This window comes from Mycolicibacterium mageritense, from assembly GCF_010727475.1.
GTDB classification, from domain to species: Bacteria; Actinomycetota; Actinomycetes; order Mycobacteriales; family Mycobacteriaceae; genus Mycobacterium; species Mycobacterium mageritense.
The window spans coordinates 6,508,059-6,521,629 of sequence record NZ_AP022567.1 but is presented as its reverse complement, the minus strand read 5'-3'; the positions used below and the strand labels follow the sequence as shown (position 1 = coordinate 6,521,629).

Here is a 13,571-nt window from a genome sequence, read left to right as displayed (position 1 = left end):
CTGTCCCTGTGCGGTGATCATGCGGCCGGAGGGTCGGCGAAGATCCCTTCCGAAACTCACGATTGGTAGGCCAGCAGTGCCAACAGCAGTTCTGCCCGCACGCGTGCGACGTCGAGGTTGCAGTCGGTCAGCTCCTGCACAAACGTCATCCGCTTGCGCAGGGTGTGCCGGTGCACGCCGATGGCCGACGCGGCGGTTTCCCAATGACCGTTGGCTTCCAGGAAGGCACGCAGCGAGACCAGCAGGTCGCTGCCGTGGTCGCGGTCGTACGCGCACAGAGGTGTAAGCAGGGTGTCGGCGACGGCGTTGAGCACCTGGCGCGTCGAATCGATCGACAGCAACGCACGACCGGCGAGTGCGGCGAATTCCAGTGGGACACCGCCGCATTCGGCGGCTGCCGCGGCCAGCTTGGCATGGTCGACGGCCTCTTCCAGCCGATCGACCGACAGCGCCTCGCTGAGTCCGATCCTGATGAGTTTTCGGGAAGAGCCGTCGATATCGCCCGCGAAGCGGCGGACGAACGACACGTCGTGGTGACCCGGGACCACGGCAACCAATTGGCAACCGTGAACGCGCGCGAAGAGCACCGATCCCGTGCGCTCCACGGCGGGGATCAATGCGGTCCGGGCGTGCTCGATCGCCGGTGCCGTGCCGCCGTCGATCACCAGGGCCCGGATGCGTCCGTGCGAATCGGCGGCCTCGGCGAGCTGTGCCCGTGCCGGACCCATATCGTGCTCGCCGCTCAGAAGGAGCCCTAGCACACTGGAATTGAGTTCACGATGGGCCTCCAGCAGACGGGCCGGCTTCTCGAAGTCCAGTGCCAGAAGTGAATTCGCGTGGCCGAGCAGGATCTGGTCCACCGACGACAACGGCGCGGCAGTCACGACTGCAAGCACGCCGTACGTCTTGCGAGTCACCTTGATGCACTGGTAGGTGATCACGGTGCCGGCGACGACAGCGCCTGCGCCCCCGGATGCCACCGCGGCTCGCACGTCGTCGACAAGCCGCGGATCCAGCGATCGCGGATGGGATTCGATGACATCGCCGGACGGGGCAAGGACGAGCACTTTCGCGGACAATGCCCGCCCGAGCTCGGCGACCACTGCCGATGCGCCGCCACTCACCGCGGCCCGGGTGATCCGGGGTTGGGCGCGCGATGCGCGTAAGACCGCTTCATAGTGTTGGTCGGCAAGCCGTTCGCTCATCCGCTTGACCACTGCCGCAAACGGGGTCGCCAACGGCACCTCCAGCAGCGGCATGCCGATGTCGTCCGCGACGGCAATGAGATCCGCCGGCACCTTCTCGTGGCTCAGTCCGGTCGCGAAACCCAGTGCAGATACCCCACATTCGTCGAGGCCGCGCAGGTAGGCGGCGCGCTTGGCACGCGTAGTCGGCAACCCGATCCCGGTGGTGAGTACCAATTCGCCGCCGGAGAGCCAACGGAACGGCTCGGACAGCTCGGTGGTCAGCGCCAGGGTGACCTCACGCAGCACACCGGCACTGCCGCCGAGGAGACGCAGCGACAGATCGGACTGCGCGAGCACCCAGGCCACTGGCACGCCCATCGCAGCAGTGTACTGATCGTCGATCGGGTATCGACGGTTTCGACAAAACGTCGGCGGCGCTACGGCACTGCGCTCTCCTGCGGATGGCGTATCTCAGAGCGGCTTGAGGCCGGCCGCCGGTTCGATCGTGGCCGGCTCGGGAAGCGGAGTGCCGCGGTAGGAGGCTCGCATCGAGTCGATCAGGTGCCCGGCGCGAATGGTGAGTGCCGAACCGCCCTGGGCCAATTCGCGCTGCAACCGGCCCTTGGTGACCAGCACGCCGAGGTCGGCGCCCTTCCAGCGATAGTCGCCGGGCCCGTAGATGCGCAGGAAGAACGCCTCGGACTCGTCCTGTAGCTGGTGCCAGTCCAGCGCTGCCCGGCGGAACACCAATGCACCGGTGGAGTCGAGGTAGTACTGACCGGTCGGCGGCGTCGCTTCGAGCAGTTCGACGATGTCCGAAGTCTCCTTGATGATCATCTGGCTCCACACGTCGGCGGCCGCCAGTTCCTCCCAGCGCTCGTTGATCTCGTCCACGTCGAGCTCGAACTCCACACCCATGTACTCCAGCAGATGGAACAGGAACAGCGGTACGTCGGCGTAGGCACCGGCGGTCGCGTTGGTGATCGCCGATGCTCCGCTGATCCTCGGGTTGAGCTCGCCGAGGTAGACCTCGTCGGTGTCGACGTCGACGAGCACGTCCACCTCGAAGAAGCCGCGGTAACCTTCCTGGCTGAGCCGGTCTCCCAAGCGGCGGACGAGTTCGGTTGCCTTGGCGCGACGTTCGGGTGACAGCACGTCCGGGTACATCTCGTTGCCGCACCAGCCGCCGCGATACGGCGTCAGTTCGGGGTAGCCGGTCAGCTCGGTCATGAACGGCCCGACGACCGTGCCGCACCGGGTCAGCACGGCCTCGACCGCCACCGGTCGGTTGTTGATGCGGCGCATGACCTTGATGTCCTCGCCGACGACGTAATCCCTGTTCTTGCGCCAGTCGGCCTCCGACGAGATGAAGAACGTCGTCTTGCCGGAATCACCATACGGTGTCTGCACCACGAGTTCGTCACCGAGACCTGCCTTTTCGGCGGCCGCGGTGAGTTCCTCGTAGCTGTTGACCTTGGTGAGCACGTTGGGCACGCTCGGGGCGCCTGCCTCATTGCCGAGCTTGGTGGTCACGATCTTGGAGTCCAGGTGTTCCCGCAGCGCGGCCGGCGGCAGGATCAGATCGTAGCCCAACTCGGCGCAGATCGATTCGGTCTCGGCGTCGAAGAACACCATCGCCACCTTGGGTCGAACCCCCGGCTGCACACCGCGGCTCATGTGCGCACGCACCTCGGGGTTGCGCAGCAGCCAGTTGTTGATCTCCTCGCCACTGGCGAACTCTTGGTAGGGCTTGTGGATCGGCGTGAACACACGTGGGTGGGCGCCGTCCCAGGCGTCGTAATAGGTGATGTAGGAGAACCTCCGTACCCAGCGGTCCAGGCCGAGCAGGTTGAACGGTGTCGCGCCGATGAAGTAGACCGGGACATCGTTGGTGCGGAAGAAGTGCCGGATCTCCGAAATGTTGCGCAGTGGACGACGTTTCGACGCAGACGACGGGGAGGACGCGAACGCCGCGTCGGTGCCGACACTCACTTCACGCATGTCGTCGGCGGCCGGTGCCGGGGTCACAGCCTGCGCAGCCGTGATGTTCTCGACCGTCGGGGCATCGGCGGCCTTCGTCTTCGCTGCGGTCTTGGCGGGCCGCTTGCGCGGGGTTGCGGTGCGGCGACGGGGCTCGGTCATAGACGGGTCTCCTGTGCGGTGTCGATCTGCGTGCACCCCGATGGTCGCAGCCGGCACCTCGCCCCACAGCTACCGAAATGGCGCTCGGATCGCCGGAACCGTGTACAAAACGGCATCGACAGTAAGCTGTGACGGGCATCACTGCACTTCCCGGGCTGGACGGAGGGCGTTCAATGACAGACGACCATGCACCCGCATCCCTGCGCGCCATCGAACGCCGCACCATCGATGTCATCCCGGACGCAGAGCGCCACGGCAACTCACGCAGCCAATTCACCCTGTGGTTCGGCGCGAACATGCAGATCACCGCGATCGTCGACGGCGCGCTCGCAGTCGTGTTCGGTGCGGACGCCCTGTGGGCGATCGTCGGTCTGCTGATCGGCAACATCCTGGGTGGCATCGTGATGGCGCTGCACTCTGCGCAAGGCCCGCGTCTCGGCCTGCCCCAGATGATCTCCAGCCGAGCGCAATTCGGTGTCTACGGGGCCGCGCTGCCACTGATCATGGTGGTGCTCATGTACCTGGGCTTCGCGGCGACTGGCAGCGTGCTGGCTGGGCAGGCCGTGAACTCGATGCTCGATCTGGGCCAATCGTCGTTGGGCATCATCATCTTCGGTCTGCTGACCGTCATCGTCGCGGTCACCGGATACCGGTTGATCCACGTCGTCGGGCGGGTGGCAACCGTGATCGCCATCGTCGGGTTCAGCTACCTGGCCATCCGGTTGTTCACGCAATACGACGTGGCCGCGGTTGTCGGCGTCAAACCGTTCAGCCCGGTCACCTTCCTGCTGGCGATCGCCCTGGGCGCCGGGTGGCAGCTCACCTTCGGTCCGTACGTCGCGGATTACTCGCGCTACCTGCCGCGCAGCACCAGCGGTCGCGCCACCTTCTGGTCCACGTTCGCGGGCTCGGTGATCGGATCGCAGTGGTCGATGACGTTCGGGGCTCTGGTTGCCGCGGTCGCCGGTGACGCCTTCCTGGACGACCAAGTCGGATTCGTCGGCCGGCTTGCGGGCCCTGCGGCCCTGTCAGTGCTGATCTATCTGGTGATCGTGGTCGGCAAGCTTACGGTCAACTGCCTCAACGCCTATGGCGGTTTCATGGCGATTCTGACCACCATCAGCGCCTTCAACGGTCAGACCCGCATCGCGCCTGCCGTACGCGCCGCCTACATCGTCGGCTTCACAGCGGTGTCGGTGCTGATCGGGGTGGCGGCGAGCGCCGATTTCCTGGACAACTTCAAGAACTTCGTCCTCGTACTGCTGATGGTCTTCACGCCGTGGAGCGCCATCAACCTCACCGACTACTACCTGATCTCCCGAGAGAACGTCGACATCCCGGCCCTCTACGACCCCGCCGGCCGGTACGGCACGTGGAACCTGCCGGCACTCGGCTGCTACATCCTGGGCATTGTTGCGCAGATTCCGTTCTTGGCGCAGAAGCTCTACACGGGGCCGGTCACGAAAATCCTGGGCGGAGCGGATATTTCGTGGATCGTGGGACTCGCCGTCACAGCGGTCGCCTATTACGCGGTGTCCCGGGGACGCACCAACGTGCCCACGGCGATGATCTACCCTGGCCACGTCGACACCAGCGCGGCCGGTGTCCAATTCGGCCAGGCCGGTGACCCCACAACGAAACCGCCCGTGACCTGAGCCACGATGCGGGGGCCCTTAGTGGTGCTGTTGTCGTAGAACGCCGCCGATTCCGAGCGCGCCGCCGCGGCGGCGACGAGCGGCCAGAGCCGTTGGTAGCGTTCACGAATCTTCGCTTCGGGCACATCGTGACCACCTGCCTCGACGCGGTGTCGCACGCGCAGCACCGCGAGATCCTCCGGGATCATCACGACGTGCAGGATGACGCTGTAGCCGGCCGCGTTCGCGGTGTCGATCAGGTCCAGTTTGGACGGGTGGGAGAACACGGTTTCGGCGATGAACGAATCGCCCCGCTCGATGAGCCTGGCCCGGGTTTGCGCCGCGATACGTGCGGCCTCATAAGAGTGGGTGGCGGGATCCTCGGGCCAGCGGCGCTTGGCGATCTCGTCGGCGTTGACGAAAGGACTGTTGGGCAACAGGGGCCCGAGCGTGAGTTCGACGAACGTCGACTTGCCCGCGCCGTTGGATCCGACGACGAGGTCGAGCCGCTTCACCGCGCGACAGTGCGCATCGGGTCAGAGATCACCGCTGAGGCACCAACACCGTGGTGCTGCCATCAGGGCGGTACTGCACGATCTCGCCGTTGTCGTCGAGCGCGACGGTGGTGACCCCACGGGCGGCCAGTGTCGTGCCGTAATCGGCGCGCGCCAGGTTCTCCTCGATGGCCGCGGAGATCTCGGCGTTGAACACGACGCCCTCCTCGATGGTCAGATCACGCAACGGGGTGTCGCCCGCCAAGGCCGCCTCGACCTTGCGGCGTGCGGCGCTCTGCCGGCTTGACACGGCCCGTCCGACACGCGCCCAGTGGTCGAGCTGCTGCTTGGCCGAGCGGCTCTGGCGCGCGCCTTCCGCGGCAGCGCTGTCCATCAGATCAGCGGCGAACCGAGTCACGCGGTCTGCGGTGTCAGTCATGACGGCCTCCGTTGTAGCAGTCTGAAACAAGTGTAGCAGTCTGCTACACGGGTACGGCATTTGATGCCGTGGCCTGCAAAAATAACGCCATTCCCGCCCTCGTTTGTAGGCTCCAACCTATGCCGTTCAATTCCGGTGACGTCTTCGCCGGCTTCACCATTCAGCGGCTGCTCGGTGCCGGTGGGATGGGAGAGGTCTACCTTGCCCAGCATCCGCGACTGCCGCGACTGAATGCGCTCAAGATCCTGTCGACCAATGCAACGCGGGATGACGAGTTCCGTGCCAGGTTCACCCGCGAGGCCGAGTTGGCCGCGACGTTGTGGCATCCACACATCGTCGGCGTGCACGACCGTGGCGAGTTCGACGGCCGGTTGTGGATCTCGATGGACTACGTGGAGGGCACCGATGCCAAGCACCTGGTCGAGCAGCATCCGGCAGGCATGCCGTACCAGGATGTTCTGGAGATCGTGACAGCCGTCGCCGAAGCCCTCGATTTCGCGCACGAACGGCGCCTGCTGCACCGAGACGTCAAACCGGCGAACATCCTGGTCACCGAGCCGACGGCGAGCTCGCGGCGCCGCGTTCTGCTGACCGATTTCGGCATCGCCCGGGAAGCCGACGACGTCAGCGGCATCACGCAGACCGACATGGCCGTCGGCACCGTCGCATACGTTGCGCCCGAGCAGCTCGTCGGCAGGACGCTCGACGGCCGGGCCGACCAGTACGCCCTTGCCGCCACGGCCTATCAGCTGCTGACCGGCGCACCCCTTTTCGACGACGCCAACCGCATCGTGCTGGCCGGACACCACCTCAACACACCGCCGCCCCCGCTGTCTCAGCGTCGTCCCGACCTCGCCCACCTCGACGCCGCCATGGCGAAGGCGTTGGCCAAACAGCCCGACAAGCGCTACCCGCGGTGCATGGACTTCGCGCGAGCCTTGAGCGGGCGCCTGGATCAGCCGACCGCGCCCGAGCCCGTTGCGGAGCCGGAACCCGAGTCGACCGCGCCCCATCCGGGTCCGCACACCGCCCCGCTGGAAATACCGCACCGCGACGATTCCGAGCCCGCCAGCTCACCGCATACCAGGCGATTGGCCGTGCTTACGGTGCTCGGAACGGCCCGCGCCGTGCAGAAGCTTCCAGCCGGACCCGACCGTGACGAGGAGGTGTGGCTCTTCCGCGTCGAGCGTTATGACTCGACGGGCGAGGCGCACACCGTCGTCCCGGTCGAGCTGCGCGGCAATTCCATCACGGGCGAACTCTCCGACGGGGATGTCGTGGAGGTCAACGGCTTCTGGGACGACCGAACGCTGTTCGCCGACGCGGTGGTCAACCACTCGGCGAGTTCACGTGGTCGCCGCCGTCGCGACACATTCGAGGTACAGCCCGGCAAGAGGTCCGTGTGGAAGTCGCGCTCGGCTCGCATCATCCTGTTGCTGGCCGTGATCGCCGTGGTCGTCGCGACGTCTGTCTTCTTCATCACCGGAGGTGTCGGCCCCTCTTCGTCGCCCGCCGGTCCGGGGCCGATCGTGACGCCGGAGCGTGCGACGGTGTTCTCCCCCGGCGGATCACCCGACCACCCGGATCAGGCGGGGCTGGCCATCGACGGAAACCCGGCCACGGCGTGGCCCACCGACATCTACCAGGACGCCACGCCGTTCCCCGCCTTCAAGGAAGGCGTCGGTCTGATGCTGCAGTTGCCTGAGCCGACCGCGTTGAGCGAGGTCACGGTCGACGTACCCAGTACGGGAACAGAGGTGCAGATCCGGGCGTCCGACAGTGCTGATCCGAGCAGCCTGTCCGATACGACCGAGCTGACCCCGAACGTGCCGCTGCGGCCCGGGGAGAACACCATCGAGGTCGAGAACCAGACGAAGACCTCGAACGTGTTGGTGTGGATCTCGAAGTTGGGCACGCTCGACGGGCAAAGCCGCACAACCGTCTCCGATATCGAACTCCGGGCCGCGGGCTGAGGTCGGGCCGTCGGCCTCAGAACTTCCCGTCGAGAAACTCCGCGTACGCCGGCAGGTCGAGTTGGCCGTGGCCCGACAGGCCGATCACCACGACCTGCTCGGCCGGATCGTCGGCGACGTGCGCGGCCGCGGCGGCGATCGCGTGGGTCGACTCGGGTGCGGGCACGATGCCCTGGCTCCGGGCGAACTGCACACCGGCGGTGAACGCGTCATGCTGCGAGATGGCGACGCCCTCGACCAGCCCGAGTTCGACGGTGTGGCTGAGCGCAGGCGCCATGCCGTGATAGCGCAGCCCACCGGCGTGGATCGGGTCGGGCACGAAGTCCATCCCGAGTGTGTGCATCTTGAGCAGCGGCGTCAGACCTGCCACATCGCCGTGGTCGTAGCGGTACTCGCCCTGGGTGATCGACGGGCAGGCAGCCGGCTCGGCGGCCACCACCCGCGGGTTCGACCGGCCGTGAATCTTCTCGCGCAGGAACGGAAACGCCAGCCCGGCCAGGTTGGAACCACCACCGGCACAGCCGAATACGACGTCGGCACCGTTCGGTTCGACGGCCCCGAGTTGGGCGACGGCCTCCTGGCCGATGACGCTCTGGTGCAGCACCACGTGGTTCAGCACGCTGCCCAGCGCATACCGGGTGTCGGGATCTGCGGCGGCCACCTCGACGGCCTCGCTCACCGCCATCCCGAGACTGCCGGTGGTGTTCGGGTTCTTGGCGAGGATCGCGCGGCCCGACTCGGTGAGGTTCGACGGGCTCGGGTGCACCGTGCCGCCGTAGGTCCGGATCAGGTGTCCGCGGTACGGCTTCGAATCGTAGGACGCACGGACCTGCCACACCTCGATCTCGAGGCCGAACTGTGCTCCCGCGAACGCCAGCGCGCTGCCCCACTGGCCGGCTCCGGTCTCGGTGGTCAGCTTCCGGACCCCGTCGATGCTGTTGTAATAAGCTTGTGCCACAGCTGAATTGGTCTTGTGGCTGCCGACGGGGCTGACGCCCTCGTACTTGACGTAGATGCGGGCGCCGGTGTTGAGCGCCTGCTCGAACCGTCGGGTCCGGATCAACGGCGAGGGCCGCCACATCGAGTAGATGTCCCGCACCACCTCCGGGATCGCGATGTAGGCCTCCGTGGACACCTCCTGTGCGATCAGACCGCTCGGGAAGAGCGCCACGAGGTCGTCGGGCCCGACCGGTTCCTTGGTGCCCGGATGCAGGTGCGGCGGGATCGGCTGATCAAGTTCGGCGGCCAGGTTGTACCAGTGGCTCGGCACCCCGACGGTCACCAGATCCGGATGGGCAGCGTCGGCGTGCAGCGTCATACCGACACTGTAATCAGCCCCGTTGCGCGCCGGGCCACGGCGGACCGCCCAACCATGCGCAGGCCACGATCGTTGTCGCATCAAACATTTGCATTTCCGGAAGCGCGATCACAGAGGCGGGCAGCCGGATCGTACGCGCCGTCACCGCACGATGTCGTCGCTGGCCTGAACCGAACCGTCACCTTCCGGCCCAGCGGGTGTCAGGATGGCAGTCATGACCGTGGTTCTCGTGCATGGCAATCCGGAGACCGACGCGATCTGGGGTCCGCTGGTCGACGCGCTCGGGCGCGACGACGTGGTGCGCTTGTCGCCGCCGGGCTTCGGCGCCCCACTGCCCGACGGTTTCCCGGCGACCTTCCTCGCCTATCGCGACTGGCTGGAAGGTGAGTTGGAGAAGATCGATCAGCCGGTCGATCTCGTCGGACACGATTGGGGCGGTGGCCATGTGATGACCGTCGTCATGCACCGCCCTGAGCTCGTTCGCAGCTGGGCCACCGACGTGATCGGAGTGCTCGACCCTGATTACGTGTGGCACGACATGGCTCAGATATGGCAGACACCCGACGAAGGTGAGCAACTCGTCGACACCATGTTGGGTGGCACCGTCGAGGACCGGGCTGCGCAGATGGCCGCGCTGGGCATACCGATTGACATTGCGACATCGATCGCTGCCGAACAAGGCCCCGAGATGGGACGGGCGATCCTCTCGCTGTACCGCTCGGCTCGTCAACCCGCGATGGCGAACGCCGGGCGGGAGCTGGAGAAGGCGCGGGCCCGGCCAGGGCTTTCGTTGCTCGCCACCGACGATCCCTACATCGGTTCCGACGAGATCCGGTATCGCGCGGCGGAGCGGGCTGGAGCCGGCACCGAGGTGCTCGCCGGACTCGGGCATTGGTGGATGGTGCAGGATCCGTCGCGCGGCGCCGAGGCTCTGAGCCGCTTCTGGGAACAGGTCGGTTAGCCGGCGCAGGCCCGGCCGGCGTTGGGGCTGCGGTGACGGCGGTGGTCACTCGCACTTTTGCACCGTGAGCGCAGGGTCAACGCGCGCCCGCGCCCGAGCCCGGCCCTGGTTCAGTGCTCGGCCGACCCCGAGCAGATCGGGACATCGACCAGCTTGCCGTCGCTTTGCTTGACCGGCAGCGGCTTGCCGTCCGCATCGACGATCCGGCCGCCCTCGATGTGGTCGCCTTCCCGCAGCTTGCTGTACGCCTGAACCTCATCGAAGGAGATGAAGCGGTCTGCTGCGGCGAACACCGAGGATCCGGGCTTCTGCCGAGCGAACCTGATGTGGTTGAAGAACAGGTTGAGCAGCACGGCCGTGATCGCCGCGGAGCTGATGCCCGAGTGGAAGATGGTCTGGAACCAAGACGGGAAGTGCTCCCAGAACTCCGGCGCGGCAATGGGAATCATGCCCATGCCGACCGATGTCGCGACTATGACGAGGTTCATGTTGCCCTGGTAGTTGACCCGGGCCAGGGTTCGGATGCCGGAGGCCGCCACGGTGCCGAACAGCACCAGGCCCGCCCCTCCGAGCACCGGGTAGGGCACGGCTGCCACGACGCGGCCGAGGACCGGCAGCAGTCCGAGCACCACGAGGATGACGCCGCCCGCGGTGACCACGAACCGGCTCTTGACCCCGGTGATCGCGACCAGTCCGACGTTCTGGGCGAACGCGCTCTGGGTGAATCCGTTGAAGATCGGCGATATCAGTGAGGCGCCCATGTCGGCCCTGAGCCCGTTGCCGATGCGGCGCCGGTCGACCCGGGTGTTGACGATTTCACCGACGGCCAGGATGTCGGCGGTGGTCTCGGTGAGGATGACGAGCACGACGATGGTCATCGACACCACGCCGGCGAGCGTGAACACGGGCCCGCCGAAGAAGAACGGCTCCGGGACGGCGACGATCGGGCCGTCGGCCACCTTCGAGAAGTCGGCCTTGCCGATCGCGGTGGCGACCAAGGTACCGACGATTATCGCGAACAGGATCGAAAGCCGGGAAATGGCAGGCACATTGGACCGGCTGAGGACGATCACCACGAGCAGGGTGAATCCCGCCAGCGCGATGTTCTCCATCGATCCGTATGTCGGCAACTTGGCGTTGTTGCCCATCGCCCAGTTGGCCGCCACCGGCATCAGGCTGAGCCCGATCGTGGTGATCACCGTGCCGGTCACCACCGGAGGGAAGAAGCGGATGATCCGGGAGAAGAAGGGCGTGATCGCCAGGCCGATCGCCGCGGAGGCCATGACCGAACCGAACGCGGCGGGCAGCCCGCCGCCCTGCGTCACGATCGCCACCAAGGTCGCGACGCTGGCGAACGACGTGCCTTGGACCAGGGGAAGCTGCGACCCGAACCACGGGATGCCGACCGACTGCAGAATCGTCGCAAGGCCACCGATGAACAGGCAGCTCGCAACGAGCACGCCGAGCTGGGCGGCCGGCACTCCCGCGGCCCCACCGACGATCAGGGGCGGCGCGATGATGCCGCCGTACATCGTGAGCACATGCTGGGCGCCGTAGGCGAACGAGCGTCCGATGCCGAGGCGCTCGTCCTCCGGGCGGACGTTTTCGGGCCGGACTTCGGCGGCGCCGGTGTCGGCCGCGCGGTTGCGGTGCAGTTTCATGGTCACATTCCTCAGCAGAATCCGGCGATTCCTACCCAGGCGGCCTCGGCGGACGGAGCTCCGGCGCGGGCGATGGTGGCCTCGATGAGGCCGTAGGGACGGTCGGCCGCGAAGAACACCTCGTTGGGGTTTTCCAGGCCGACGAAGGACAGATCGGCGACGAAGTGGTGCTTGTTGGGGCACGAGAACTTGATCTCGTCGATCTCGGGGTGTGCCCCGATCACGGCTTCGCCCATCTGATACAGCGTGTGCTGCAGTGCTTTTGAGTACCCCTCGGTGAATTTGGCGAGAATGATGGAGCGGACGTCGTCGTACACCGCATTGAAGTCGAGGTCGGTGGTGTTGTACCGCCAGCGGGTGGCGATGTCGGTGGCGAGGATGCGGTCGGTGGTCTCGGCCAGCGTCGTGTACTTGTCCTTGGGGTAGCCGACGAAGCCTGATTCGGTGGACTTCAGCACGGTCAGGCCGTAGAAGCCGCTGATCATGGTTTCGGTGTCGCCGTCGCGGACCAGCACTGCGGTGCGGGTTTCCGGGCCGCTGCGGTAGAAGGCGTGATCGTGGTCGTTGATGCGGGTCCAGCGGTACTGCTCGGCGGCCCAGCGCCCGCCGGTCACCCAGTCGAACTCACCGGTGAAATGCTCACCGAGGCGCAGCAGGAAGGCCTCGGGCGAGCCGACCCCGTCCTTCGCGAACGCGAAGATCGTGTTCTTCTGCGTGTCGGTCGGCACGACGTGGGAATTGTCGCCCTCGGTGTGTGCGGCCTCGAAATCACCACGCAGTTGGGACGTGACGTTGAGATCCTCGATCTCGTGTCGCGCGGTGTCCCGGGTGATCCGGACGACCCGGTTCTCGGCTTTGCCGAATTGATTGGCGGTGAGGACGATGTCGCTCATGTCGGTGGCTCCTTAAGGGTGTGAGGGTTGGACGGTTTGCGGTCAGCTGCCGCGGTAGGTCGAGTAGGCGAACGGGCTGAGCAGCAGCGGCACGTGGTAGTGCGCCTGGTCTGCGCTGACGCTGAACGTGATCGAGACCTGCGGATAGAACGTGTCCTGACCGCGGGCGGCGAAATAGTCCCCTGTGTTGAAATCGACCCGGTAGTGGCCCGATTCGAGGCGATCGGGGCCGAGATCCGCGATCCTCCCGTCGGCGTCGGTGACCCCGGTGGCGATCTGCTCGCCGGTCGCGACGGCCGACAGCGTGACGGCGATGCCGGACGCGGGCCGGCCCGCGGTCGCGTCGAGCACATGGGTGGTGATATAGCTCATGTCAACACTCCTTGCAGGCGCAGCACCGCGATCTGGCGGAGCTGATCGGCCATGACCGCCTTCTCCGTCTCGGGGTCGTTGGTCAGGCGCTCTTCCAGCGCCGCGAGGATCTCCTCACTGCTGCGGCCTGCCGCACGGATCAAAAACACGTGGCCGAACCGCTTTTCGTACGCCCGGTTGCCGTCGACCAGCCGACTCTGTACGTCGGCGTCGGTGGACACCCCGGATTGCTCGGCCCGCGAGAACCCGGCTTCTGCGCTCGAGCCCGACGCCCGCTCCCCGATCCGGGGATGGTGGCTCAGCGCGGTGGTCAACTCGTCATCGGTGAACGGGTCGGCCGCTGATTGCGCGACCGCGACCGCCGCCTCGACGTCACGGTACGGTCGTCCGTCGACGACGGCCTGCACCCAGCGATCCACGTCGAGGCACGGCCGGACGGCTGCGGCGGCGTCTGCGGGGTCCGCTTCGTTGAAGCGACGCAGTGACGTTCCCATGGC

12 protein-coding genes are annotated in these 13,571 nt (G+C 66.5%); 3 read left to right on the top strand and 9 right to left on the bottom strand.

Annotation, left to right across the window (positions count from 1 at the left end):
• Positions 1 to 56: 56 nt before the first annotated feature.
• Both G6N67_RS31390 and G6N67_RS31385 read right to left on the bottom strand, forming a co-directional pair.
• Entirely contained in the window at positions 57 to 1,565 is a 1,509-nt protein-coding gene (locus G6N67_RS31390) for a PucR family transcriptional regulator (RefSeq protein WP_036442087.1), read from the bottom strand.
• A 93-nt stretch (positions 1,566 to 1,658) separates the two neighbouring features.
• Positions 1,659 to 3,329: a biotin carboxylase gene (locus G6N67_RS31385; RefSeq protein ID WP_230021754.1), complete on the bottom strand. Its 1,671-nt coding sequence runs from the start codon at positions 3,327 to 3,329 to the stop codon at positions 1,659 to 1,661.
• Between the two features lie 173 nt (positions 3,330 to 3,502).
• Here G6N67_RS31385 and G6N67_RS31380 point away from each other — a divergent pair, with 173 nt between their 5' ends.
• A complete protein-coding gene (locus tag G6N67_RS31380; RefSeq protein WP_081812839.1) occupies positions 3,503 to 4,984 on the top strand; it encodes a purine-cytosine permease family protein in 1,482 nt (493 codons plus the stop codon).
• Here the strand turns inward: G6N67_RS31380 and G6N67_RS31375 are convergent.
• Complete coding sequence (locus G6N67_RS31375) at positions 4,900 to 5,478, bottom strand: ATPase (protein WP_036442085.1); 579 nt, start codon at positions 5,476 to 5,478, stop codon at positions 4,900 to 4,902. The genes G6N67_RS31380 and G6N67_RS31375 overlap by 85 nt on opposite strands.
• A gap of 28 nt (positions 5,479 to 5,506) precedes the next feature.
• On the bottom strand, positions 5,507 to 5,896 hold the full coding sequence (locus tag G6N67_RS31370) for a TA system antitoxin ParD family protein (protein ID WP_036442083.1): 390 nt from the start codon (positions 5,894 to 5,896) through the stop codon (positions 5,507 to 5,509).
• 119 nt (positions 5,897 to 6,015) lie between these two features.
• On the opposite strand from G6N67_RS31370, the gene G6N67_RS31365 reads away from it, so the two are divergent.
• Positions 6,016 to 7,869 (top strand): serine/threonine-protein kinase, encoded by a 1,854-nt coding sequence (locus tag G6N67_RS31365; RefSeq protein WP_036442080.1) that lies wholly within the window; start codon positions 6,016 to 6,018, stop codon positions 7,867 to 7,869.
• Positions 7,870 to 7,885: 16 nt separating this feature from the next.
• Here G6N67_RS31365 and G6N67_RS31360 read toward each other — a convergent pair whose 3' ends face one another.
• A complete protein-coding gene (locus G6N67_RS31360; RefSeq protein WP_036442078.1) occupies positions 7,886 to 9,187 on the bottom strand; it encodes a TrpB-like pyridoxal phosphate-dependent enzyme in 1,302 nt (433 codons plus the stop codon).
• A gap of 214 nt (positions 9,188 to 9,401) precedes the next feature.
• Between G6N67_RS31360 and G6N67_RS31355 the strand changes: the two genes are divergently transcribed.
• The gene (locus tag G6N67_RS31355; protein WP_036442353.1) at positions 9,402 to 10,148 is read left to right on the top strand and encodes an alpha/beta fold hydrolase; all 747 of its coding nucleotides are present in this window, start codon (positions 9,402 to 9,404) and stop codon (positions 10,146 to 10,148) included.
• A gap of 110 nt (positions 10,149 to 10,258) precedes the next feature.
• Here G6N67_RS31355 and G6N67_RS31350 read toward each other — a convergent pair whose 3' ends face one another.
• Genes G6N67_RS31350 through uraD form a run of 4 tightly spaced genes read right to left on the bottom strand, consistent with a single transcriptional unit; the run spans position 10,259 to position 13,568 of the window.
• On the bottom strand, positions 10,259 to 11,809 hold the full coding sequence (locus G6N67_RS31350) for a nucleobase:cation symporter-2 family protein (protein ID WP_036442076.1): 1,551 nt from the start codon (positions 11,807 to 11,809) through the stop codon (positions 10,259 to 10,261).
• Between the two features lie 11 nt (positions 11,810 to 11,820).
• Positions 11,821 to 12,702 (bottom strand): factor-independent urate hydroxylase, encoded by an 882-nt coding sequence (gene pucL, locus G6N67_RS31345; RefSeq protein WP_036442074.1) that lies wholly within the window; start codon positions 12,700 to 12,702, stop codon positions 11,821 to 11,823.
• A gap of 42 nt (positions 12,703 to 12,744) precedes the next feature.
• A complete protein-coding gene (uraH, locus tag G6N67_RS31340) occupies positions 12,745 to 13,074 on the bottom strand; it encodes a hydroxyisourate hydrolase (RefSeq protein WP_036442072.1) in 330 nt (109 codons plus the stop codon).
• Entirely contained in the window at positions 13,071 to 13,568 is a 498-nt protein-coding gene (gene uraD, locus G6N67_RS31335; protein WP_036442070.1) for a 2-oxo-4-hydroxy-4-carboxy-5-ureidoimidazoline decarboxylase, read from the bottom strand. Before uraD ends, uraH begins: the two co-directional genes overlap by 4 nt.
• Positions 13,569 to 13,571 lie beyond the last annotated feature (3 nt).